General features: G+C 68.1%; 20 protein-coding genes and 1 pseudogene. 11 read left to right on the top strand and 10 right to left on the bottom strand.

Annotated features, from left to right (window positions below):
- Positions 1 to 43: 43 nt before the first annotated feature.
- Positions 44 to 781 carry a sulfite exporter TauE/SafE family protein gene (locus tag GO592_RS23850; protein WP_007299219.1) on the top strand — a complete coding sequence of 246 codons (738 nt, stop codon included), beginning with the start codon at positions 44 to 46 and terminating at the stop codon, positions 779 to 781.
- An 8-nt stretch (positions 782 to 789) separates the two neighbouring features.
- Here GO592_RS23850 and GO592_RS23845 read toward each other — a convergent pair whose 3' ends face one another.
- Together GO592_RS23845 and GO592_RS23840 are read right to left on the bottom strand one after the other, a co-directional pair.
- The gene (locus tag GO592_RS23845; RefSeq protein ID WP_005263665.1) at positions 790 to 2262 is read right to left on the bottom strand and encodes a peptide MFS transporter; all 1473 of its coding nucleotides are present in this window, start codon (positions 2260 to 2262) and stop codon (positions 790 to 792) included.
- 56 nt (positions 2263 to 2318) lie between these two features.
- Positions 2319 to 2699, bottom strand: coding sequence for a DUF3054 domain-containing protein (locus tag GO592_RS23840; RefSeq protein WP_007299218.1), 381 nt, complete (start codon positions 2697 to 2699; stop codon positions 2319 to 2321).
- 89 nt (positions 2700 to 2788) lie between these two features.
- Between GO592_RS23840 and GO592_RS44635 the strand changes: the two genes are divergently transcribed.
- From GO592_RS44635 to GO592_RS23830, 3 genes are read left to right on the top strand one after another with little or no spacing between them, the layout of a single operon-like run.
- On the top strand, positions 2789 to 3067 hold the full coding sequence (locus tag GO592_RS44635; RefSeq protein ID WP_007299217.1) for a TetR/AcrR family transcriptional regulator: 279 nt from the start codon (positions 2789 to 2791) through the stop codon (positions 3065 to 3067).
- On the top strand, positions 3064 to 3429 hold the full coding sequence (locus GO592_RS44630; protein ID WP_007299216.1) for a hypothetical protein: 366 nt from the start codon (positions 3064 to 3066) through the stop codon (positions 3427 to 3429). The genes GO592_RS44635 and GO592_RS44630 overlap by 4 nt, the downstream gene beginning before the upstream one ends.
- On the top strand, positions 3416 to 3985 hold the full coding sequence (locus GO592_RS23830) for a hypothetical protein (protein WP_237720524.1): 570 nt from the start codon (positions 3416 to 3418) through the stop codon (positions 3983 to 3985). The genes GO592_RS44630 and GO592_RS23830 overlap by 14 nt, the downstream gene beginning before the upstream one ends.
- A gap of 23 nt (positions 3986 to 4008) precedes the next feature.
- Here GO592_RS23830 and GO592_RS23825 read toward each other — a convergent pair whose 3' ends face one another.
- Both GO592_RS23825 and GO592_RS23820 read right to left on the bottom strand, forming a co-directional pair.
- Positions 4009 to 4563: a YceI family protein gene (locus tag GO592_RS23825; RefSeq protein WP_202714987.1), complete on the bottom strand. Its 555-nt coding sequence runs from the start codon at positions 4561 to 4563 to the stop codon at positions 4009 to 4011.
- Between the two features lie 104 nt (positions 4564 to 4667).
- Complete coding sequence (locus tag GO592_RS23820; protein WP_007299213.1) at positions 4668 to 5246, bottom strand: TetR/AcrR family transcriptional regulator; 579 nt, start codon at positions 5244 to 5246, stop codon at positions 4668 to 4670.
- Between the two features lie 77 nt (positions 5247 to 5323).
- Between GO592_RS23820 and GO592_RS23815 the strand changes: the two genes are divergently transcribed.
- Positions 5324 to 6163, top strand: a complete 840-nt coding sequence (locus GO592_RS23815) for an alpha/beta fold hydrolase (RefSeq protein WP_007299212.1) — start codon at positions 5324 to 5326, stop codon at positions 6161 to 6163.
- A gap of 21 nt (positions 6164 to 6184) precedes the next feature.
- Here GO592_RS23815 and GO592_RS23810 read toward each other — a convergent pair.
- A pseudogene (locus GO592_RS23810) lies at positions 6185 to 7887 on the bottom strand (2-isopropylmalate synthase).
- A gap of 168 nt (positions 7888 to 8055) precedes the next feature.
- Here GO592_RS23810 and GO592_RS23805 point away from each other — a divergent pair.
- Positions 8056 to 8718: a FadR/GntR family transcriptional regulator gene (locus GO592_RS23805; RefSeq protein ID WP_007299211.1), complete on the top strand. Its 663-nt coding sequence runs from the start codon at positions 8056 to 8058 to the stop codon at positions 8716 to 8718.
- Positions 8719 to 8750: 32 nt separating this feature from the next.
- Here GO592_RS23805 and GO592_RS23800 read toward each other — a convergent pair whose 3' ends face one another.
- Together GO592_RS23800 and GO592_RS23795 are read right to left on the bottom strand one after the other, a co-directional pair.
- Entirely contained in the window at positions 8751 to 9884 is a 1134-nt protein-coding gene (locus tag GO592_RS23800; RefSeq protein ID WP_007299210.1) for a lysylphosphatidylglycerol synthase transmembrane domain-containing protein, read from the bottom strand.
- A 28-nt stretch (positions 9885 to 9912) separates the two neighbouring features.
- Positions 9913 to 11370, bottom strand: coding sequence for an adenylate/guanylate cyclase domain-containing protein (locus GO592_RS23795; protein WP_005258596.1), 1458 nt, complete (start codon positions 11368 to 11370; stop codon positions 9913 to 9915).
- Between the two features lie 188 nt (positions 11371 to 11558).
- Between GO592_RS23795 and GO592_RS23790 the strand changes: the two genes are divergently transcribed.
- The 5 genes from GO592_RS23790 (at position 11559) to GO592_RS23770 (ending at position 17321) form a co-directional block, all read left to right on the top strand.
- Entirely contained in the window at positions 11559 to 12824 is a 1266-nt protein-coding gene (locus tag GO592_RS23790; protein WP_005573348.1) for an AI-2E family transporter, read from the top strand.
- On the top strand, positions 12808 to 14010 hold the full coding sequence (macS, locus tag GO592_RS23785; RefSeq protein ID WP_007299209.1) for a MacS family sensor histidine kinase: 1203 nt from the start codon (positions 12808 to 12810) through the stop codon (positions 14008 to 14010). Before GO592_RS23790 ends, macS begins: the two co-directional genes overlap by 17 nt.
- Positions 14003 to 14671, top strand: coding sequence for a response regulator (locus GO592_RS23780; protein ID WP_007299208.1), 669 nt, complete (start codon positions 14003 to 14005; stop codon positions 14669 to 14671). Before macS ends, GO592_RS23780 begins: the two co-directional genes overlap by 8 nt.
- A 61-nt stretch (positions 14672 to 14732) precedes the next feature.
- Complete coding sequence (locus tag GO592_RS23775; RefSeq protein ID WP_005574336.1) at positions 14733 to 15383, top strand: DUF1707 SHOCT-like domain-containing protein; 651 nt, start codon at positions 14733 to 14735, stop codon at positions 15381 to 15383.
- Positions 15384 to 15449: 66 nt separating this feature from the next.
- Positions 15450 to 17321, top strand: a complete 1872-nt coding sequence (locus GO592_RS23770) for a DUF2339 domain-containing protein (RefSeq protein ID WP_007299206.1) — start codon at positions 15450 to 15452, stop codon at positions 17319 to 17321.
- On the opposite strand, the gene GO592_RS23765 is transcribed toward GO592_RS23770, so the two are convergent.
- The 3 genes from GO592_RS23765 to trmB are packed head-to-tail and all read right to left on the bottom strand — an operon-like array spanning position 17296 to position 21774.
- Positions 17296 to 20259, bottom strand: coding sequence for an MMPL family transporter (locus tag GO592_RS23765; RefSeq protein ID WP_007299205.1), 2964 nt, complete (start codon positions 20257 to 20259; stop codon positions 17296 to 17298). The two genes, GO592_RS23770 and GO592_RS23765, sit on opposite strands and share 26 nt — an antisense overlap.
- A 10-nt stretch (positions 20260 to 20269) precedes the next feature.
- Positions 20270 to 21001, bottom strand: coding sequence for an NYN domain-containing protein (locus GO592_RS23760; RefSeq protein ID WP_005258582.1), 732 nt, complete (start codon positions 20999 to 21001; stop codon positions 20270 to 20272).
- Positions 20998 to 21774, bottom strand: a complete 777-nt coding sequence (gene trmB, locus GO592_RS23755) for a tRNA (guanosine(46)-N7)-methyltransferase TrmB (RefSeq protein ID WP_169692807.1) — start codon at positions 21772 to 21774, stop codon at positions 20998 to 21000. Before trmB ends, GO592_RS23760 begins: the two co-directional genes overlap by 4 nt.
- Positions 21775 to 21877 lie beyond the last annotated feature (103 nt).

Below are 21877 nucleotides of genomic sequence, written 5' to 3'. Positions count from 1 at the left end.
TCCGCGCTGATGAAGTAAGTGAGCAAGGGTAAGTTTCTTCTTTGTGTCCCTGCTTGATATCGGTCTTCTCGTCGTAGCGGGGTTCTTCGCGGGACTGGTCGGCTTCGTCACCGGCCTGGCGTCCATCGTGTCGTATCCCGCACTTCTCGCGGTCGGTCTTCCGCCGGTGACCGCGAACGTCACCAACACGGTCGCGATGGTGGCGGTCGGCGTCGGCGCCCTGTCCAACTCGACGCGGGAGGTCGCCGACACCGGCCCCAAGCTGTGGCGCTGGGCGCTGTACTCGGCTGCGGGCGGCCTGGTCGGCGCGGGAATCCTCTTGGTGGCCCCGGCGGGGTCGTTCGAGGCGATCGTTCCGTTCATGGTGGCGTTCGCCGCGCTGGCGCTGCTGTTGCAGCCCCGGCTCCGCGCGCTGGCGGGCGAGCGGGACATGCCACGCGCGTACTCGGTGTCGCTGTTCGTCGTCGCCATCTACGGCGGGTACTTCGGCGCGGGCGCCGGCGTGATCTTCCTGGCGATCGCGCTGATCCTTACCTCGGAGAAGATCTGGCGCGCGACCATCCTGAAGAGCTTTCTCCTCGGCGTCGCGAACCTGGTGGCGGCGATCGGGTTCGCGATCTTCGGCCCCGTCCACTGGGGCGCCGCCGCCGCGATGGCGATCGGCGCCCTGGCCGGTGGCTGGTGCGGCCCGCCCGTCGTCAGGCGGATACCACCGTCCGTCCTCCGCATCGTCATCGCGATTGCGGGATTCGGGTTGGCCGCGTGGTTGTGGGTGCGCTGAGACGACGCTCAGTGCACACCTTTCATCAGACGCCGGATCCACGGTGACCCGATGGCGAGGAGCACACCGACGGCGATCGAGCCCAGCCCGACCGCGGTGAAGTACGGAACTTCGTTGTTCTCGTCGTAGTAGCCGGCCAGTGTGCCCGCCATGGCGGTGCCCAGGGCGACGGACAGGAAGAACAACGCCACCATCTGGGTGTGGAAGGCCTCGGGCGCCAGCTTGGTCGACAGCGACAGCCCGACCGGGGACAGCAGCAGTTCGGCGAACGTGAACAGCAACAGGATTCCGGCCAGACCCAGCAGCGGTGCGCTGTTCGCGCCGCCACCCGACATCGGGATGAACGCCAGGAACGCGATACCCATGATGACGGTGCCCGCCGCGAACTTGATCGGCGACGACGGCTGACGGGGTCCGAGCTTCGTCCACGCGGCCGCGAAGACGCCGGCGAAGATGATGATGAAGACCGGGTTGATGGACTGCACCCACGACGGCGGGAAATCCCAGCCGAACAGGTTGCGGTCGAGTCGCTTGTCGGAGTACACCGCGACGGTGGTGAACTGCTGCTGGAACAGCGACCAGAACACCGCGCTGGCGATGAACATCGGGATGAACGCGTAGACGCGGCTGCGTTCGACGGCGGTGATGCGGCGGCTCGACAACATGATCGCGAAGTAGCCGATCGCCGCGACGATGGTGAGGCCGACCACGATGTCCGACATGTTGGCCGCGGTGATCACCCCGGTCAGGGACAGGGCCGCGATCACCACAACCGCGGCGGCGCCGATCGCGATCCACTTGGGCCGCTGAGCGCGGGGGAGGGGATTGGGCGGTTCCGCACCGATGCCGCGGAGGTGCTTGCGGCCGAGCGTGTACTGGATCAGTCCGAGGGCCATGCCGATCGCGGCGAGCGCGAAGCCGGCGTGGAATCCGATGGAGTCCTGCGCCCAGCCCGTCAGCAACGGGCCGACGAGGGCGCCGAGGTTGATACCCATGTAGAAAATGGAGAATCCGGCGTCCCGGCGGTCGTCGTCCTCGTCGTAGAGATCACCGACGAGAGATGTGGCGTTGGCCTTGAGCCCGCCACTACCGAATGCGACGCAGACCAGGCCGATGCCCACACCCCACAGCCCCGGGAACACGGCCAGGGCGATGTGGCCGAGCATGACGAGGATGGCGCTGTAGAACAGGGTCCGTTCGGAGCCGAGGAGCCGGTCGGCGATCCACGCGCCGAGGATGGTGGACAGATACACCGTGCCGCCGTAGGCGCCGACGATGCTGGTCGCGGACGACTCGGCGATTCCGAGGCCACCGTCGGCGGCGGAATAGTAGAGGTAGTAGATCAGGATGCCTTGCATCCCGTAGAAGGAGAACCGCTCCCACATCTCGACGCCGAACAGGTTCGCGAGGGCGAACGGCTGGCCGAAGAAGCTGCGGTCGGACCGCTTCTCGTCCCGGGCCGGATCGATGGTGTCACTCATGGGAAAACTGTCTCACCTCGAGCGGGTGTGCGTGTGCCGTCGGGGCGGATTCGCCGCTATCGGGTGGTGGCGCGCGACTTCGTCAGGATCTTCGCGACGGCCCGCCAGCCGAGGAGGAACACGGCGAGCACCGTGCCCGCCACGAGGACGAAACTGAACGCCGTTCCCTGGCCGCTGACGACGCGCAACAGCATGCCCACCACGAGCGTCGACAGCCACACCACGATGCCGGTCGGGACGATGAGGAAGGCGTCGAACTTGTCGCGGTAGAGCGCGACGGTGGCGAGCCAGCCGACCGCCAGGCCGGTCAGGAACGGCCACGCCGTGGTGGCCAGACCTGTCAGGGCGTTGGCTTCGTCGTGGCTGCGGCGGCCGATGGCGCAGAACACGATCACGAGGACGACGTCCAGGACGAGCGCGGGGAGGTACTTCTTCACACGGCCAGCCTAGAGGGGCCGCATTCCCGGCGAGATGTGGACTCACACCAACAGTGGACCGAGAAAATGTACTCGGTCCAAGTTGGGACTTGGGTCGATTCATAGCGACGGACAGCGGATCAGGTCTCCGCGTCTCGAAGAAGATCGAGACGTGGCGGACGCTGCATGCGTGCGCCCTCGACCTGGTGGACACCCGCGGTTACGACGACGTCAGCGTCGAAGAGATCGCAGCCGCGGCGCGCGTGTCCAAGAGCACGCTGTTCAACTACTTCGAGTCCAAGGAAGCGCTGCTCTTCGACCCCGGGCCGGGTGACTGTGAGCGGTGGCAGGCGCTGGCAGACGAGCGTCCCGCCAGCGAACCCATGTGAGTGTCGGTCCGCGAGATCATCCGCGCGCCCACAACGCCGCCACCCTCACAGTGCAACGGCGGATTCTGGATGCGGCGCCTCACCTCGCGCAGTCGACGAAGGCCGCCGGCGAGCTATTCCAGCAGTTCGTCCAAGAGTGGGTCGACGCCCGGGTCGAACCGGATCAGGTCGACCCGCTCTGCAGTGTGCTGCTCGTAAACCCGGCGTGCGCCGTCCTGCGCACGGCGTATCTGCAGTGGCAGCCCGGCGACGACGCGCAGCGGATCCTCGGGTTGCTGGATTCGGCGTTCGCGGAGATCGAGGCCGGGGTCCTCGACCTACCCCGGTCGCGGGTCGGCGTCGCGTCCCATGAATGTCACTGACGTGGGGCGCGGGCGCTCGGTACCCAGAACGGCGGTGGCGCTCGCCGTGGCCGGAGCGCTGGCCGTCGAGGTTCTGGTGTCGAGTCCGTACATCGCGCGGGCGTCGGGCACGTTGCTGCACCCGCGGTGGCGGTGGCTCGTGCTGGCGGTGATCGCCGAGATCGCGTCGATGACGACGTTCGCCCGACTGCAGCGGCAACTGCTCGCGGCGGGTGGTCTCCGGGTGGCACTCCATCGTTCGATCGCACTGACTTTCGCGTCCAACGCACTGTCCGTCACGCTCCCCGCCGGACATCTCGTGTCCGCCGGATTCACGTTCAGGAGACTGCGCACGCGGGGTGCGAGCATCCCCTTGATTCCCAGCGGGATCGGCGTCGTCGACGGCGCCCTGATCGTGGCGTTCGTCGCCGGCGGGCTGGGCACGGACGAGGCGACTGCCGCCGTGATGCTGTACCGGCCGATCAGCTTCGCGCTCATCGGTGCGATCGGGTGGGCAGTGCTGTTCGCCGCCAGGTACGCCCGCGGCACGACCGCGCCCCGTCGTCCGGGTGGATGACGGGGCGCGTGGTGCGGGTGGGGTCAGGCCTGCAGGCCGGCCTCGATCTCGAGGGTGATGGTGATCTTGTCGCCGACGACGGCTCCGCCGCCTTCGAGGGGCATGTCGATCGTGATGCCGAAGTCCTTGCGGTTGAGGACGGTGGTGGCTTCGAAGCCGGCGACCGGGCCGTTGCCCATGCCGGGGTTGACGCCGTTGAACTCGAGGGCGAGCTCGACGGGGCGGGTCACGCCGTGGAGGGTGAACTCGCCGTCGACGACGTAGTCGTCGCCCTTGGCGCGGACGGCGGTGGAGGTGAAGGTGGCGGTGGGGTACTGCTCGGCGTCGAAGAAGTCGGCGGACTTGATGTGGGCGTCGCGGTCGGTGTTCTTGGTGTCGATGGATGCGACCTGGATTTCGGCGGTGACGGCGGCGGTGCCGTCCTCGGCGACGGTGATCGCGCCGGTGAAGTCGTTGAACGTGCCGCGGACCTTGCTGACCATGAGGTGGCGGACGGAGAAGCCGACGGTGGAGTGAACGGTGTCGATGGCCCAGGTTCCGGCGGTGAGGTGGGGCAGGGTGGCGGTGGCGGTGGTCATGAAAACTCCTTGGATCGTCGACTCAATTAGTTGAATGTTCAAGTTTCTATTAGCTTCAACTATGAACCCGGTGGATTTCTTCCGCAACCCGAATGTGACGCCTGTCACTCGCGTGACGGGAGGCAGGCCCGCGCGGCGGCGAGGACCGTGGCGCCGGCGGCATCGAGCGGTTCGGTGCTGCGGAGTGCGCGGGCCAGGACGAACGCGCCCTCCAGGCTGGTGACGAAGCCGAGGATCAGACGCCGCGCATCGGTCTCGGCGAATCCGCGGGCGCGCAGCAGGGCGCTGCCCGAGTCGATCCAGCTCGTGAATACGTCGGCCGTGGCTACGCGGAGCACCTCGTTGGTGCTCGCGACCTCGAGTGCGACCGTGGCGATCGGGCATGCGTCCGCGTAATCGGTGGCCACCAGGGTCTCGCCCGCCAACCGGAACCCCACCTCGATCCCCTCGAGGATGTCGGGATGCGCGTCGAGGATGGAGAACACGAGCCGGGCGTACTCCTCGCCTGACGAGCGGATGACCTCCTCGCCGAGTTGCTGCTTGCCGCCGGGGAAGAAGTGGTAGATCGATCCGAACGGGGCGCGCGCCTCCGCCGCGACCTGTTTGAGTCCGGTCCCGGTGTATCCGTTGCGGCGGAAGAGTTCGCCGCTGGTGCCGAGGATCCGGGCCTTCGTGTCCTTCACTTTCCTGCCTCCGACCGTTGCGCTCGGTGCCTCCCTGATCGTAACGTGAATTCCAGTAGAACGATCTATCAAATGGAGTGAGCGCCAGGAAGCAGGTCGACCTCTCCGCAGGCACCGTCGAGTACCACGACACCGGTGGCGACGGCCCCGTCCTCGTGTTCATCTCCGGGCTGACGATCGACGGCACCGTGTGGCGACACGTGGTGGAGCGACTCGTTCCGGACTTCCGCTGCATCCTCCCCACCCTCCCGCTCGGCGCGCACCGCATTCCGATGCACGAGGACGCCGACCTCTCGTTGCGCGGCCTCGGACTGCTGATCGGCGAATTCCTCGAGCGACTCGACCTCGCGGACGTCACACTCGTGCAGAACGACTGGGGCGACGCGCAAGTGCTCATCGCGCTCGGTGACACCAGCCGCGTCGCGGCGCTCGTCCTCACGCCGTGCGAGGCGTTCGACAACTATCCGCCGGGAATTCCCGGTCGCGCGATAGGTGTCGCGGTGGCGATCCCCGGTGGGCTCGCCCTGACCATGCAGGCGTTGCGATTCCGGGCGATACGCCGGGCGCCGGCGGCGTGGGGCTGGATGAGCAAGCGACCGGTACCGAAACCGGTGATGGACGGCTGGTTCCGGCCCGCGACCACCGACCGCCGGGTGCGGCGAGACCTGCGCAAGTACACGACGTCGCTGCCACCCAAGTCGACGCTGCTGGACTGGGCGGAAGCGAACCGGAGCTTCGACCGGCCGGTCCTCGTGCTGGGGGCTGTCGAGGACAAGGTGATGCCCCGCGACCACGGCCGGCGGTTGGCGGAACTGTACCCACACGCCCAATTACGGGAGGTCGAGGACAGTCACACGTTGATGCCCGAGGACCGGCCGGACGTGGTGGCGGAGGCTTTGCGGCTTCGCCGCCCGTGAGTACTTCTTAACGTCCGGCGGTTAAGAAGTACTCACGGCTCGGTACACCGCCCGGATCGCGGAGGCCGTCACCGACTGATGTGAGCCCATGCCCCACACCGTCCGATCGCCGACGCGGCACTCCGCCAACGTGATCGCCGCGCTGTCGCTATCCGACTTCTGCGAGTGCTGGGTCAGGGAGAGGACGTCCACGTCCACGCCCTTCGACGCGAGGACATGGGTCATCGCCTCGACGGGGCCGGTGGCCACCGCCTCGCCCGACACTTCCACACCGTCGACGTCGAACACGACGAACAGCCGGTCACCGTCCGCGCCGTGCTCGACGGACCAGCGGCCGAGGCCGCCCCGATAGCCGTGCTCGGCGCAGAACAGTGTCCACAGTTCCTCGGCCGTGATCTCGAGCCCCGACGTGTCCGCCGCCTCCTGCACCTTCGCGGCGAAGTCGATCTGGAGCCGCCGCGGCAGCGTGACACCGTATTCGGTCTGCAGCAGGTGCGCGATGCCCCCTTGCCGGATTGGCTGTTGATGCGGATGACGGCCTGGTAGTCGCGTCCCACGTCCGCCGGGTCGATCGGCAGGTACGGCACCGCCCACGGTGCGCTCCTCGCATCCAGCCCTGCTGCCGCTGCGGACGCCCGATGCTCCGCGAATCCCTTCTTGATCGCATCCTGATGGGTGCCGGAGAACGCCGTGTACACGAGGTCGCCGCCGTAGGGGTGCCGCTCGTGAACGGGAATCCGATTGCAGTGCTCGACGGTTCGCCGCACCGTGTCGATGTCCGAGAGGTCGATCATCGGGTCAACGCCCTGCGCGTGCAGATTCAGGGCCAGCGTCACCAGATCGACGTTGCCGGTCCGCTCACCATTGCCGAACAGGCAGCCCTCGACCCGCTGCGCACCCGCCAGCACCGCCAGTTCGGCGCAGGCGACCCCGGTGCCGCGGTCGTTGTGCGGGTGCACCGACAGGATGACCGACTCCCGCCGCCCCAGATGCCGGTGCACGTACTCGATCTGATCGGCATACACGTTGGGCGTCGAGACCTCCACCGTGGCAGGCAGATTGTGGATCACGGGACGGTCGGGGCTCGCGTCCCACAGTCGGGTCAGGCTGTTGCACACGTCGAGCACGAAGTCCGGCTCGGTCAGGTTGAACACCTCGGGTGAGAACTCGAACCGCCGGCCCGAATGATCGCCGGCGCCGCGTGCCACCTCTTGCGCTGCATCGAAGATCAACCGGTGCAGCGCTTTCCGGTCCTTGCCGAGCACGACGGAGCGCCACGTCGGCGCCGTCGCGGTGTACATGTGCACCACGACGTTCCGCAGTCCCTGGACCGCATCGTACGTCCTGGCAATCAGATCGTCGCGGGCCGCGGTGAAGACGACGATCGTCACGTCTTCGGGCACCAGGTCCAGACGCACGAGGTCGCGGACGAAGTCGAAATCGGTCTTTCTCGCGGACGGGTATCCGACCTCGATCTCCTTGTAGCCGATCGAGATCAGCAGTTCGAAGAACGTGCGTTTGCGCTCCGGATCCATCGGCTCGGCGAGGGCCTGGTTGCCGTCGCGCAGATCGACGGGAACCCACAGCGGGGCGGTGGTGGTGCGTCGCGCCGGCCAGGTGCGGTCGAGGTCGGGGACGGGAACGCGGTCCCAGATCGCGCGGTAGCGATCGGAGGGCATCGGCGAGGGTTGCTGGGTGTTCCAGGTGGGGACGGTGCTGGTCATGACGGTCTTCTCCTCGGAAAGGGGGTGCACGAGACGACCGACGCGGCGAAACCCCGCGGCAGGGTGCCGGCCTTCAGGCCCCGCCGCGGCAGTGGAGGAGAAGTCCACGGAACGCCACGGCGCTAGACAAGGAGAAAATCACTCATCAGACAACCTGAGGAGTTCTGAGTGACCTCGTCGATACGACGCCACCTGCTGATGGACCAGGCGGCGGACCTGCTGCGCTCTCGGATCGAGAGCGGTGAATGTGAATGGGAGGTCGGCGCCAAGCTCCCCGGCGAGACCACACTGGCCGCGGAACTGGGCGTGGGACGGTCGACGGTGCGCGAGGCGGTCCGGATGCTCGCGGGCCTCGGCATGCTCGAGTCGCGGCAAGGGGACGGCGTCTTTCTCCGCAGGTCGTCGCCACGGCAGGACTGGGACCGGGTGCTCCGGACCGAGGAGATCCGGCACGTCGTCGAGGTGCGTAACACCGTCGAGATCGAGGCGGCCCGGCTGGCCGCGGCCCGGCGCGACGAGGACGATGTCGCGGCGCTCCGCCAGGCCCTGGACGCACGGTCCGCGGCGTCCGGAACCGGGGCTGCCGCGTTCGTCGACGCAGACATCGCCCTGCATCGCGCGGTCGTGGTCGCGGCGCACAACCCGGTGCTGACCGAATTGTTCGAGACGTTCGTCCCGCGGCTGCGCGAAGCGATGCTCGACCTGATGGACGTGCTGGACCTGACCGCGCACAGTGAGCCCGACGCGGACGACCACCGACTGCTGGTGGAGGCGATCGCGGACGGCGACGCCGAGCAGGCCGTCCGGATCATGCGGCTTCGCCGCCTGTGAGTACTTGTCAACGTCCGGCGGTTAAGAAGTACTCACGGCTGGGAGTCGGGCTCGGGGTTCCCGGTGTGCTTCGTGCGCTTGGTGGTCTGTGACGATTGCTCCCGGCGCTCGAACTCGAGGTCCATCTCCAGGTCCTCGTGCTGGTTGTGCCGGAACAGGATGAAGAACACCACCCAGCCGACGATCGCGACGAGGATGTAGCTCACGACGCGGTACACGAACACGGCCGCGAGGGCCTGCGACGCGGTGGCTCCCGCCGCCGTCAGCGTCGCGATCAGGGTGCCGTCGACGAACCCCAGCCCGCCCGGCGCGAGTGGAATGCTGCCCACGGCCTTGGCCGCGGCGAACGCGATCAGCAGACCCGCGAACGACGGTTCCGCGCCCACCGCCCAGCAGGCGAAGCCGAGGCACGCGACGTCGGCGAGCCGGTGCACCGCCGACCACCCGAACGTGATGACGGAATCCCTGCGGCTCAGCTCGACCGAATCGAGCTGGCTCAGGATCTCCTTCCACCGTTCGACACCCGTCTCGGGGGGATTCTTGCGGAACTTGTTGTACCGGGTGAGCACCCAGTGTCCGATCGACTCGATCGAGTCGGGGTTACGTGAGATGTATCGCAGTCCGTAGAACAGTCCGAACGCGGCCACCAGCGACAGTGCCAGCGTGACCGGACTCACCTTGGTGCCCACCGCGAACGCGCCTGCGGCGCCGAGCAGCGCGAGGCTGCCCGCGGCGATCACTCCGGAGATCGCCAGCTGCCAGGACGCGACGATGGGGGTGGCACCCCACTTGCGGGTCTGCTTGTAGGTGAAGGCGGTGGAGAACACCTGACCGGCCGGCAGGCTCACGGCCATCGCGGTGCTCGCGTAGATCACCGACACCGACTTCAGCTGGCTGACGACGACACCACCCGCCTGCAGCAGCCGCTGCTGGACCGCGCCGTACCCGCTCAGGGAGACGGCTTGGGCTGCGATACATGCCGCGACCCACCCCCAGTGGATCTCGGTGAGTGCTTTCCACGAGTCGCTGAGGGTGGGCCACAGGTAGATGCCCTCGACGGTCAGCAGGGCCAGGAGGCCGGCGCCGAGTAGCCATTTGATCCACCAGTATCGGCTTCGCTGCCGAGGAGGCTCGGCAGTGGGCGGGTCGGATCGAGGCTGGGCCACCTGGCCAGCGTAACCAACGGGTAGCGGATTACTCCGGATAGTCCTCCGGCCAAGCCAGGTGGGTGTTGCGGCGGCGCCCCCGCAACTGGACCTGTTCGCCGAGTTCCCAGTGCGCCTGTTCGTCGTCGTCCGCGAAATACAGGGCGCTCGTCGAGGCCAGCACACGGCTGGGGTGGAGCTTGGCGAGTTCGGTGAGCCGCGACGCCTCGTTGACGGGGTCGCCGATCACCGTGTACTCGAAGCGTTCGGCGGCGCCGATGTTGCCGGCGACGGCGAGGCCTGCGGAGACGCCGATACCGACGTCGAGGCCGGTGATCTCGTTCAGCGCGAACCGCAGCTCCCGGGCCGCCGCCAGCGCCGCCGTCGGTGCGTCGGGGCGGTCGAGCGGGGCGCCGAAGATCGCGAGAGCCGCGTCACCCATGAACTTGTTGACGAAGCCGTGGTGCCGGTCGATCACGTCGACGACGACGCGGAAGAACTCGTTGAGCAGGTTCACGACCTCGCCCGGGGGACGCTCCGCGGCGGCGCCGGTGGAGCCGACCATGTCGACGAACAGCACCGCGACGAACCTCGTCTCCCCGCCGAGTTCGGTACCGAATTGCAGGGCCCGCCGTGCGACGTCCTCACCGACGTGCTGACCGAACAGTTCGCGCAGCAGCCGCCGTTCGTCCGATTCGCGCATCATGCGGTTGAACCCGACCTGCAGTCGCCCGATCTCACTGCCGTCGAACACCTCGACCCGGACGTCGGTGGCGCCGCGCTGGACGCGTTCGATGGCCCGTCGCAGCTGTTTGATCGGGTCGGAGATCTGGCTGGCCGTCAGCATCGACAGCGCGAACGCCTGCGCGATCGCGATGATCGACAGCAGCATGATCGCCCACGCGAGCGCGTTCGGGGAGAACACCAGGTCGGTGGTTATCTGCGTCACACACAGCAGGATGATGCCGATGACCGGCATCAGCGTTCCGAGACCCCACGTCATGGCCATCCGGGTACCGACGCCGGGTGCCATGGTCCGGTCGAACTCGCCCTCGCTGAGCGCGCGGGCGGCCACGGGACGCAGGATGCGTTCGCCGAGCATGTAGGTGAATCCGAACGTCGTGGTCGCGGCCATGCAGACGGTGACGATCACCGCCACCGCGAGTTCCGGCATCTCGGTGATGGTGAGCAGCACGAAGATGATGCCGCCGAGGATCCACAGCACCAGGTGCACGATCGCCTGTCGCAGCGGTGCGTGCAGCGCCGACATCTGCTCGCTGCGCGTCGGCGGACCCCCACGCAACTGCCAGCGGACGACCGACCTCAGCATCATCGCCGCGGCCGTGAGACTCACCACGGCGGCGAACGCGAGATAGCCACCGAAGATCGCGACGTTGCGGACCCGGTCGGCGATGATTTCCTGCGATTCGGGGATGGGCACGCCGTAACGCACGAACGCGAAGACGAGGATGGCGCCGATGAAATTGGCGAGGAGCATCGAAACCATATAGAGCGGCCATCTGCTGCGGACCGTCGCCGCGATCGCTCTATAGGATTTCCGCACGCCGTTCAATTTAGCGGGGGGTGTACCGGGTGGCGTAGGACACGTCCCCTAAGAGGCGCATATGCGTGCCCTGCGCGCGTGTTTCGCACGCGAATCGCCCGGCACTGTCCGAACCTCGATACGCTCCGCACGTGAACGCGAACGAGCAACGCTCGGACACTGCCGCGGTAACACAGGGCGGGGGTCACCCCTCGGCGTCCGTGCACCCGGTGGTGCGGGTGGCGGCCGAATGGACGTGGCGGCTCCTCGTCATCTTCGCGGGCCTGCTGACCCTCGGATACATCGTGACCAGGCTCGACACCGTCCTCATTCCGGTGGGCCTGGCGCTGCTCTCGTCGGCGCTGCTGGTGCCGCTCGTCGACTGGTTGCAGGGCAAGGGCGTGCCGCGGTCGGCTGCCGTCCTGGTCGTCCTCATCGGTTCGATCGGCATCGTCGCCGGGATCATGACGTTCGTCGTCGAGCAGTTCATCGAAGGTCTTCCCGGCCTGACCGAACAATTCGAGGCGAGCGTCACACAGATCCAGGGGTGGCTCACGGACGGCCCGTTGCACTTCAGCGAGGATCAGATCCGGCAGGCCGGCGACTCGGTGGTGAAGTCCATCCAGGACAACCGCCAGCAGCTGACGAGTGGGGCACTGACCACCGCCACTGTCGTCGGCGAGATCTTCACCGGAGCCCTGCTGACGCTGTTCACCCTCATCTTCTTCCTCTACGGCGGATCTCAGATCTGGGAGTTCGTCACCCGCCTCGTCCCCACCGCGTCGCGGCGGCGGGTCCGGCTGGCGGGGAGTCAGGGGTTCGGCTCGCTGATCGGGTATGTCCGGGCGACGGTGGCGGTGGCCGCCGCGGACGCCATCGGAATCGGTGCGGGACTGGCGATTCTGGGGGTTCCGCTCGCCCTGCCGCTGGCGTCGCTCGTGTTCATCGGTGCGTTCATCCCGATCGTCGGTGCGTTCCTCACCGGGTTCCTCGCTGTGCTGGTTGCCCTCGTCACCAAGGGATTCCTCACCGCGCTGATCGTGCTCGGCATCATCATCGGGGTGATGCAACTCGAGGCCCACGTGCTGCAACCCCTGCTGCTCGGCCGCGCGGTCCGGTTGCACCCGCTGGCGGTGGTGCTGGCCATCACCACCGGCATCGTGCTCGCCGGGATCGTCGGCGGCCTCCTGGCGGTGCCGATCGTCGCGCTGCTGAACACGGCGGTGCGCTCGCTCATGTCCGCGGATCCCGAGGCCACCTACGACGCACTCGAGGTCGACGACCCGGCAGTCCCGCTCTATCCCGCCGAGGCCGACGTCCCGCACCCGCCGCATCCCGCCCACCCGCGCCTCGACGACCCGCACTTCGACGACCCGCACTTCGACGACACCGCCCAGACCCATGACCGACCGGAATGAGCACCGTACCCGCCTGCACTACCGGCCGCGGGCCGCGACCGAGCTCGACACCCAGCCGGACGCACCGCTGTGGCGGGCGGCGCAGGCGTTCCGCCTCGTCACGCTGGTGTACGCGATCAGCTACCAGATCGTGTCGGTGCAGTACTACACCCATCAGCGGCTGAGCTGGTTCCTCGTCGCCCTGATGGCGGTGTGGTCGGGACTCTCGGCCGTCCTGCTGTCGCACGGGAAGGTCCCGCGCTACCAGGTGGTGATCGCCGACCAGCTGATCGTCATCGCGCTGATGGCGTCGACCCGCCTTGTCGCCGATCATGATTGGTACAACCACCATCAGACACTGCCGACGACTCTGTGGGTCACCAACGCGGTGATCTCCGCCGCCGTCTTCGGCGGGCCGTGGCTCGGGATGGCGTCCGGTGTGCTGATGGCGACGGTGAGCGCGGTGGTGCGCGACCAGGTCAACCTCGACCTGTGGCGGGACGCGACGGCGCCGGTGCTGGTGTCGGTGGGGCTGGCGCTCGGGCTCGCCACCACCACCGCGAGGCGTGCGCAGGCCCAACTGGAGCAGGCGGTGCGGTTGGCCGCCGCCACCGAGGAACGGGAACGACTCGCCCGTGAGGTGCACGACGGCGTCCTGCAGGTGCTCGCCCTCGTCCGCCGCCGCGGCAACGAGATCGGGGGACCCGCAGCCGAACTCGCGGATCTCGCCGGCGAGCAGGAGGTGGCGCTGCGCATGCTCATCTCCGAGCAGGGCGCGGGTGTGGCGTCGGATCTGGGTGGAAGCTTGATCGATCTGCGACTGTTACTGGGCACGCGGACGAGCACCACGGTGTCCGTGTCGACCCCGGCGGATCCGGTGACGATCGAGCGCGATCGGGCGACGGAACTCGTCGCGATCGTCGACACGGCACTGTCCAACGTCGCACTGCACGCGGGGACCGGCGCCCTGGCGTACGTGCTGCTGGAGGATCTGGGCGACGAGGTGATCGTCAGCGTCCGCGACGACGGCAGCGGAATCGCCCCGGGACGGCTGGCCGAAGCGGAGGCGGAAGGCCGCATGGGAGTATCGAAATCCATTCTGGGCCGCGTCGGCGCGCTCGGCGGCACCGCCGAACTCGACACCGAACCCGGTCAGGGCACCGAATGGGAGATCCGCGTGCCGAAGGGAGACGAAACGCATGGGTGAGACGGAGACCGGCGAGCAGATCTCCGTGATGGTCGTCGACGACCACCCGATGTGGCGGGACGCGGTGGCTCGCGACCTCGAAGGCGCCGGGTTCACCGTGGTCGCCACGGCCGACGGCGTCGCCGCGGCGGGACGTCGGGCGGCGGCGACCCGTCCCGGCGTCGTGCTCATGGACATGCAATTGCCCGACGGAAACGGCGCCGCGGCCACCGCCGCCGTCCTCCAGGTGTCGCCGGACAGCCGGGTGCTGGTGCTGTCGGCCTCGTCCGAGCGTGACGACGTCCTCGACGCCGTCAAGGCCGGTGCGTCCGGGTACCTCGTGAAGAGCGCGTCCGTGGAGGAGCTGCTGGACGCGGTGCGGGCCACCGCGTCGGGGCAGGCGGTGTTCACGCCGGGGCTTGCCGGACTCGTGCTGGGGGAGTACCGCCGGATGTCGAGTGCGCCCGCCGACGAGCAGGGTCCCGCCGTCCCCCAACTCACGGAACGGGAGACCGAGGTTCTGCGGTTCGTCGCGAAAGGGCTCAGCGCCAAGCAGATCGCGACCAAGCTGTCGCTGAGTCACCGCACCGTCGAGAACCACGTCCAGGCCACGCTCCGCAAGCTGCAGCTGGCCAACCGCGTCGAGCTGACCAGGTACGCCATCGAGCAAGGCCTCGAGTAGCCGTGAGTACTTGTTAACCGCGGGCGGTTAACAAGTACTCACGGGCGCTAGCCTGGTCGGTATGGAGGCACGGGACCTACGCGTATCGGATGCTGAGCGCGAACACGTCGGCGAATTGTTGCAGCGGGCTGTGGGCCAGGGGATGCTCTCGCTCGGTGAGTTCACCGAACGGATGGACACGGCACTTGCCGCGAAGACGCGGGCAGAGCTGAACGTCGTGCTGGTGGATCTGCCGGGAATCCAGCTGATCTCTGACTTCACGCCGCCGCCGTACCCCGACCAGCCGTATGTGTCTCGACCGGCGCCGCCGGTTCCGCCGGTCGCGCACCGGTCGCCCGCGCCACCGCCGGGCGAGGTCATCCGGGGCCGGATGTCGTCGGTCAGCCGCACCGGCTCGTGGAACGTTCCCCCAGCCCTCGAGGTGAACACCCGGCTGTCGACGGTCACGCTCGACTTCACGCGGGCCGTCATGACCACGCAGGTGGTGCACGTGACGATCGACGACTACGCGAGCACGATCTCGCTGATCGTGCCGGAAGAGGCGACGGTCGACCTCAACGGCGTGGAAACGGTCGGTGGTTCCGCGACCAACAAGGTGCGGACCGGCCCGCCCATCGGCCCGCTGCACGTCGTCGTGCGAGGCAAGGTGAGGTTCGGGAACGTGACGGCCAAACACCCTTTCGGCACCTCGATTCGCCGAATGTTCGGGTAGCACGACGCAGGCCTCTCGAGTAGGCCTACTCATGTGTGGGTGCCGTCGCCGCAGGACGATTGATCCATGTCCACACCTGGTACTCCTTCGATCGACCCCCGGCTGGTCGCGCAGCTCTCCGGTGACTTCTCGGCGCTCGGGCAGCAGATGCGTCACGTGGGTGAGAACCTCGCCATCCTGCAGGCGCAGCTCGCGAGCGTCCCGCGACCCCAGCCGCAACCCCAACCCCAGCCGCAACCCCAGCCGGCGTCGCAGCCGATGTACCGACCCCCGGTCGCCCAGCCGCCCCCGCCGCTCGCACCGGCCGTCCCGTACCGTCCCGCTCCGCCGCCACCTCCCCGGGTGGCTCGCGAACCCTGGTGGCAGCGCGACGGGGTGATCAGCCGCGTGCTGGCCGTCGCGGGCGTCGCCGTCACCCTGATCGGTGTCGTGATGCTGCTCGTGCTGGCGGCGCAGGCCGGCTTCTTCGGTCCGGAACTGCGCGTCGTGGCGGGCGGGTTGTTCTCGGCCGGTCTCGTCTACACCGGTACCCGCGTCTTCGGACGGCCCGGCGGCCGGGTCGGCGGGATCGCGCTCGCGGCGACGGGTATTGCCGGCGCCTACCTCGACGTCGTGGCCGTGGCGGTCGTCTATCACTGGTTGCTGCCGGTGCTCGCCATGGTCGTGGCACTCGGGATCGCGGGAGCCGGTGTCGCACTGGCGGTCAGGTGGGGTTCGCAACCCCTCGCGCTGCTCGTGGTGACCGGCGCCGCCGTGCTCGCACCCGTCCTCACCGACGGCATCACGCTCACCCTCATCGGATTCCTGTTCGTCATCCAGGTCGCCAGCTTCCCCGCGCAACTCGGTCGCGACTGGCTGTACCTGGCGATCGCACGGACGTGCCCGGTGGTGATCGCGCTGCTGATCGCGATCGCGAGTTCCGGACTGTCCGACCGACCGGAGAGGTTCTGGCTGCTCGCGTCCGCCGCCCTGGTCGCCCTGTTCGGGCTCGTCTCGTCGATCATCCTGTTGTGCAGCAACTCCCGTGACGTCACTGCGACCGCGATGATCGTCACGACGGCCGTCCCGACGCTGGTGATCGGCCACCTCTTCGACCGGCTCGGGTCCACGCTGATCGCGCTGGCATTGGCCACCGCGATGTTCGCCGCGTTCGCGTCGGCGCGGTCGTTGCCGGAACACGCACGGATCGCGCTCGCGGGCGTGGGTGCCCTCGCTCTGCTCGAGGCCTGCCTCATCGGTTCGAGCGAAGACCTCGCGCCGCTCGTCCTGCTCGGGGTGGCGGCACTGTTCCTCACCGTCGGCGGGCAGGCGGAGTCGCGGATCGCGTATGCCGTCGGCGCAGTGTTCACCGTCGTCGGCGGGTTCGCCTTCGTGATCACCGCGCCGCCGTTCGTCCTCGTCGACGAGTACAGCGCGCTCGACTCGCTCGGGGTGACCACGGTGCTGTCCTCGCTGTTGCTGGCGGGAACCGTGTTCCTGTTCGTCTGGTACGCGCACACGCTGAAGCTGCTGAGCGACAACACCGCCCAGCCGTGGTGGGTGCTCGCCGGGCTGGTGATCCTGTACGCCGTCACCACCGCGACGGTGTCCGCGGGAACGGCGCTCACCGGGACGTCCGCAGGATTCATCGCCGGACACTGCGCTGCGACCATCGCGTGGATGGCGGCGGCGACGGCGGCGCTGGTGTTCGGACTGGCCCGCCGCGACTACGCGCACACCGCGCTCGGCGTCGGGCTCGGACTGACCGCCGCAGCGCTGGCCAAACTGTTCCTGTTCGACCTGGCCACCCTCGACGGCCTGTTCCGCGTCCTCGCGTTCCTCGTGGTCGGTCTGCTGTTACTCCTCGCCGGCACCCGCTACGCGCGTGAGTTCGCGGAGCGGGAGGCCGGACGGGGAACGCCGAACGGCTCCGTCAGCGCCGGTTCTGCCGAGCGATGAGCTCGCTGACGCTGACGGCGTTGCCGTCGTCCGCGCGGTGCCTGCCGCTCGAGGCGTCGTCCGGATCGACGGGCGGTTCCTCGACGCTGCGGCGACGCGAGCCGTTGGTCGGGGCGGCGTTGGGCGGGGTTCCGTTCGCGGGCGAGCCGTTGCTGCGCCTGCCGCCGTTCACGGGTTCCGAAGGCTCGGCGGCACGACGCCTCGACGGAATCGGCGGCACCGGGCGGGCAGGAGACGACTGGGCGGTCTCCTGCTCGTACGGTGCGGGCACCGAGCGCGGCGAGCGGGTCGGCAGTGACGGCGCCGCCGCACTGGGTCGCGGTTCGGCGGGTGAGGAGATCGGCCGCGGTTCGGCGGCCGACGTGGACCGGAGGTCCGCGAGCCAACTCTCGATCGGACGCGACTCGGTGGCCGGACCCGGGGCGGGGGCCGCCGGACGGGGCCGCGGAGCAGGACGCGACTGCGGTGCGGGCCGCGACTGCGTCGGGGACGGACGCGGCGGAGCAGGCTGCGGCAGCACAGTGGTCTGCGGTTCCGCGGTCGGCGTGTCCTCGATCTCCTCCGGTGCCCGAGCGGGACGGCCGGTCGCCGACCGGCGAGCCTCGTTCTGCGCCCGGCGCGCCTTCGCGTCGTCCTCGGACATCTTCGCGGCCAGCGCCCGCGCGGTGACCAACGGGATCGGCTCGGTGAGCGGTTCCGGTTTCCGGGGTGCGGGCGGCGCCGCGAGCTTGCGCTGCGGCGGGACGGCACCGATCGGGGTGAGCTCCGGGACGTCGGTGGGCATCAGCTCGTTGTCGAGGATGGGTTCGCCGAGACCCGTCTTCTCCTGGATCCGCTTCATCCACGCCGGCGCCCACCAGCAGTCGTCGCCGAGGAGCTTCATCGTGGCCGGCACGAGGAACATACGGATGAGGGTCGCGTCGATGATCAGCGCGGCGATCATGCCGTAGGAGATGTACTTCATCATCACCAGTTCCGAGAACCCGAACGCGCCCGTGACGACGATGAGGATGAGAGCCGCCGCGGTGATGATGCGGCCCGTGTGCGCCGTGCCGATGCGGATCGACTCCGTCGTACTGGCCCCCTGCGCCCGCGCCTCGACCATGCGCGAGAGCAGGAACACTTCGTAGTCGGTGGACAGGCCGTAGACGATCGCGATGATCAGCACCAGCACCGGCGACATGATCGGGCCGGGGGTGAAGTTCAACCACTCCGAGCCGTGACCGTCGATGAAGATCCACGTCAGGATGCCGAGCGTGGACCCGAGGCCCAGCGCGCTCATCAACGCCGCCTTGATCGGCAGCACCAGCGAGCCGAACGTCAGGAACATCAGCAGCGTCGTCAGGACGAGGACGGAGATCACCATCGTGGGCAGGTGGTCGAGCAGCGCGGCGATACTGTCCTGCTCGATCGCCGGGGTGCCGCCCACCAGTACCTGCACGCCGTCCGGACTGTCCATGGCGCGCAGATAATCGATGGTCGGCTTCGACTCGTTGCGGTCGACGAGGCCTGCCTTGAGGACGACCACACCGTCCTTGGCCGCGCCCTCCGGGGTGAATCGCTCGATCAGACCCGGCGCGCCACTGGCTTCCTTGATGATCTGGCCGAGCGCCTTGTTGTCGGCGTCGGACACGACGAGCTTGACCGGTTCGGTGCGCAGATTCGGGAAGATCTCGTCGAACTGTTCCTGCGCGGCGCGGGTCGAGCTGTCCGGGGGAAGGTAGGTCTCGTTGATGCCACCGAACTTGATGCCCGTCAGCGGCACGATCAGCAGGAGCAGACCGACGACGATCGGGATGGTGACCTTGAGCGGGTTACGCATCACCCAGCGGGTGAGCCGGCCCCAGATGCTCGCCTCGATCTCCTCGGTGTTCTTGGTCTGACGGAAACGGTCGAGGCTGAGGGCGTCGATGCGCTTGCCGAGGATGCCGAGGATCGCGGGCAGGATCGTGATCGACGTCAGCGCCGCCAGGCCGACAGTCGCGATGGCGCCGTAGGCGACGGACTTCAGGAAGCCCTGCGGGAACAGCAGCAGACCGCCGAGGCTGGCGACGATCATCGTCGCCGAGAAGACCACGGTGCGGCCCGAGGTCATCACCGTGCGGCGGACGGCGGAGCGGGTGTCGTACCCCTCCGCCATCTCTTCTCGGAACCGGCTGACGATGAACAACCCGTAGTCGATGGCCAGACCCAACCCCACGAGGGAGACCACGGGCGCGACGAACGAGTTGACCTCGGTGAAGTTGGTGATCAACCGGACGACGCCGTTGGCCCCGACCACGGTCAGGCCGCCGATGATCAGCGGCAGCGCCGCCGCGACGACACCACCGAACACGAAGAACAGCAGAATGCCGACGGCCGGGATCGCGAGAATCTCCATTCGCCTGATGTCCTTGGCCATCGTGTCGTTGAGCGCACCCGACACGGGCTGGAGTCCGGCGAGTTGCACGTCGACGCCGTCGATGTAGAACTCGTCCTTGACGTCGCGGAAATTGGCCGTGACCTCGGTGTCGTTGTCGCCGACGATCGCGATGCTCTCGATCGCGTGCTGCTTGTCGGCGTCCGCGGCGGACGCCAGCTGCGGTGCGCTGCCGACCTTGAAGTAACCGCCGTTGATCTTGAGGATCTTGTCCGGGTGTTCCGCGGCCAGCCGTTCGAGGTTTTCGACGACCTTCGCCTGGAACTCGGGGTCTTCGATCGTCTTGCCCTCGGGCGCCGTATAGAGCGCCACGACGTCGCTGTTGGTGTCGCGACCGAAGGTGCCGTCAGCCAGCTTGGCCGCGGCGACCGACTCCGAGCCCGGATCGTCCCAGCCGCTCTGGCTGAGATGCTTCTCGAGGCCCAGGCCGTACGCGGCCGAACCGAGCAACAAGGCAACCATGATGCCGATGACGGTGAATCGGGCCCGGTAGACGACGCTTCCCCAGCTCGCGAACACTGATCAACTCCTACTCGGCAGCACTCTTCCGCCCGACGAGCAGGGCGGAAAGCGGTCGGAACGGCTGCAACCAGGCACCCTCGTCGGGCAGTGTGTCGAGGCTGACCCGAGGGAGTGGCTCCCGGAACACGCCGGGGATGTCCTCGAGATCGACGAAGTCCAGAAGGTCGGACGCGACCGCCCAGCTGGCGTGCTCGCGGAACCCGAGTATCTGGACCGGAATGCCGGTCGCGGCGATGTCCTCCAACGGTTCGCGAAACGCTTGACCGTCGGCGGAGGCGACCATGACACCGGCCAGCCCCTCGCCGTGACGAAGCGCGATATGGTCCAGCATGTCGGAATCGACGTCGCTGTCCTCATCGATCTTCGGCTTGGCGAACACCGCGAAGCCCACATTACGCAAGGCTTCGACCCACGGTCTCACGACATCGGCGCTGCCAGCCGCGATGTTGGTGAAGACCGTCGCCTCGGGTTCGAGTGTGTCGGTGCCGGACGCGGAAAGTTCCGCGGTCCGGGAGAGCAGCCAGCGGCCGAGCGCGTCGAATCGTGGCCGGTAGGCAGCCGTGGGCCGGCCGCCGAGGATCGCGCCGAGGCCCATGTCGAGGTTCGGGGCGTCCCAGACGAGGAGGACCCGCTTCTGGTGGCGTCCGTCACGTGCACCCGCCACGGGAGATCCTGACGACACGGCGGTGCCTGCCGGGACCGCGCCGGCTATGTCGGAGTACTGCTCGCTGACGCTCATGACCTGATCTTCCCCCAAATCAACTCGGTGATCGCACTGCCGACCTGGTGGGCCTTGTCCTCGAACTTCGTCACCGGACGCTCGTGCGTCATCGGCGATTCCCAGTCGAGGGAGGTCAGGAGCGGTTCCGCGTTGCCTGCCTCGGCGATGGCCTCGGCGTACTCGGCGTGATCTGTTGCGACATGCAACACACCCCCGGCCTTCAGCCGGCTCGCGATCAGGGCGAAAGTGGGGGACTGCAGCAGGCGCCGCTTGTGATGGCGGGCCTTCGGCCACGGGTCCGGGAAGAAGACACGGACTCCGGTGAGCGATTCCGGCTCGATCATATTCTCCAGGACATCCATGGCGTCGCCGCGCAGGACCCGGATGTTCGGGATCTCGTCCCGTTCGATCTGTTGAAGCAACTGTGCGAGGCCGGGCCGGTAGACCTCGACGGCGATGAGGTTCACGTGGGGTTCGGCCTTCGCCATCGCCGCGGTGGCGGTACCGGTGCCCGAGCCGATCTCGAGGATCAGAGGCGCGTCGCGGCCGAACCACGACGGCGCATCCAGGCGATTGTCCGAGACGTCCGCGCCGATCTCGGGCCATTGCCGGTCCCACGACTCCTGCTGCGCAGCGGTCAGAGCGCCCCTGCGCGAGCGGAAACTGGTCACCCTCGGGTGGAGACGAGACCCCTTCGAGTCCTTCGTCTGCCCCTCCTCGGGGACGGCGGGTGCATCCTGATCAGCGTGGTTCACCGGACCATTGTCACGCATGAGGGGCGTTTCTGGCATACGGGTCTGAAGTTTACCTTGAGACTTTTTCGATAATCCGGTGCCCAGCCTGCACGGTTGCCCACGCCGATTCGGGGCGAGTCTGACAGAATCGGCGCGGGAC

It is taken from the genome of Rhodococcus sp. 21391 (genome assembly GCF_016772255.1).
GTDB lineage: Bacteria > Actinomycetota > Actinomycetes > Mycobacteriales > Mycobacteriaceae > Rhodococcus_F > Rhodococcus_F opacus.
This window is presented reverse-complemented; position numbering and strand designations above follow the sequence as displayed.

Bases quoted from the DNA above. Each gene is read 5' to 3' on its own strand.
- GO592_RS23760 (WP_005258582.1), bottom strand. From the start codon at position 21,001: ATGAGCGTCAGCGAGCAGTACTCCGACATAGCCGGCGCGGTCCCGGCA.
- GO592_RS23780 (WP_007299208.1), top strand. From the start codon at position 14,003: ATGGGTGAGACGGAGACCGGCGAGCAGATCTCCGTGATGGTCGTCGAC.
- GO592_RS23770 (WP_007299206.1), top strand. From the start codon at position 15,450: ATGTCCACACCTGGTACTCCTTCGATCGACCCCCGGCTGGTCGCGCAG.
- trmB (WP_169692807.1), bottom strand. From the start codon at position 21,774: ATGCCAGAAACGCCCCTCATGCGTGACAATGGTCCGGTGAACCACGCT.
- GO592_RS23825 (WP_202714987.1), bottom strand. From the start codon at position 4,563: ATGACCACCGCCACCGCCACCCTGCCCCACCTCACCGCCGGAACCTGG.
- GO592_RS23845 (WP_005263665.1), bottom strand. From the start codon at position 2,262: ATGAGTGACACCATCGATCCGGCCCGGGACGAGAAGCGGTCCGACCGC.
- GO592_RS23775 (WP_005574336.1), top strand. From the start codon at position 14,733: ATGGAGGCACGGGACCTACGCGTATCGGATGCTGAGCGCGAACACGTC.
- macS (WP_007299209.1), top strand. From the start codon at position 12,808: ATGACCGACCGGAATGAGCACCGTACCCGCCTGCACTACCGGCCGCGG.
- GO592_RS23830 (WP_237720524.1), top strand. From the start codon at position 3,416: ATGAATGTCACTGACGTGGGGCGCGGGCGCTCGGTACCCAGAACGGCG.
- GO592_RS23795 (WP_005258596.1), bottom strand. From the start codon at position 11,370: ATGGTTTCGATGCTCCTCGCCAATTTCATCGGCGCCATCCTCGTCTTC.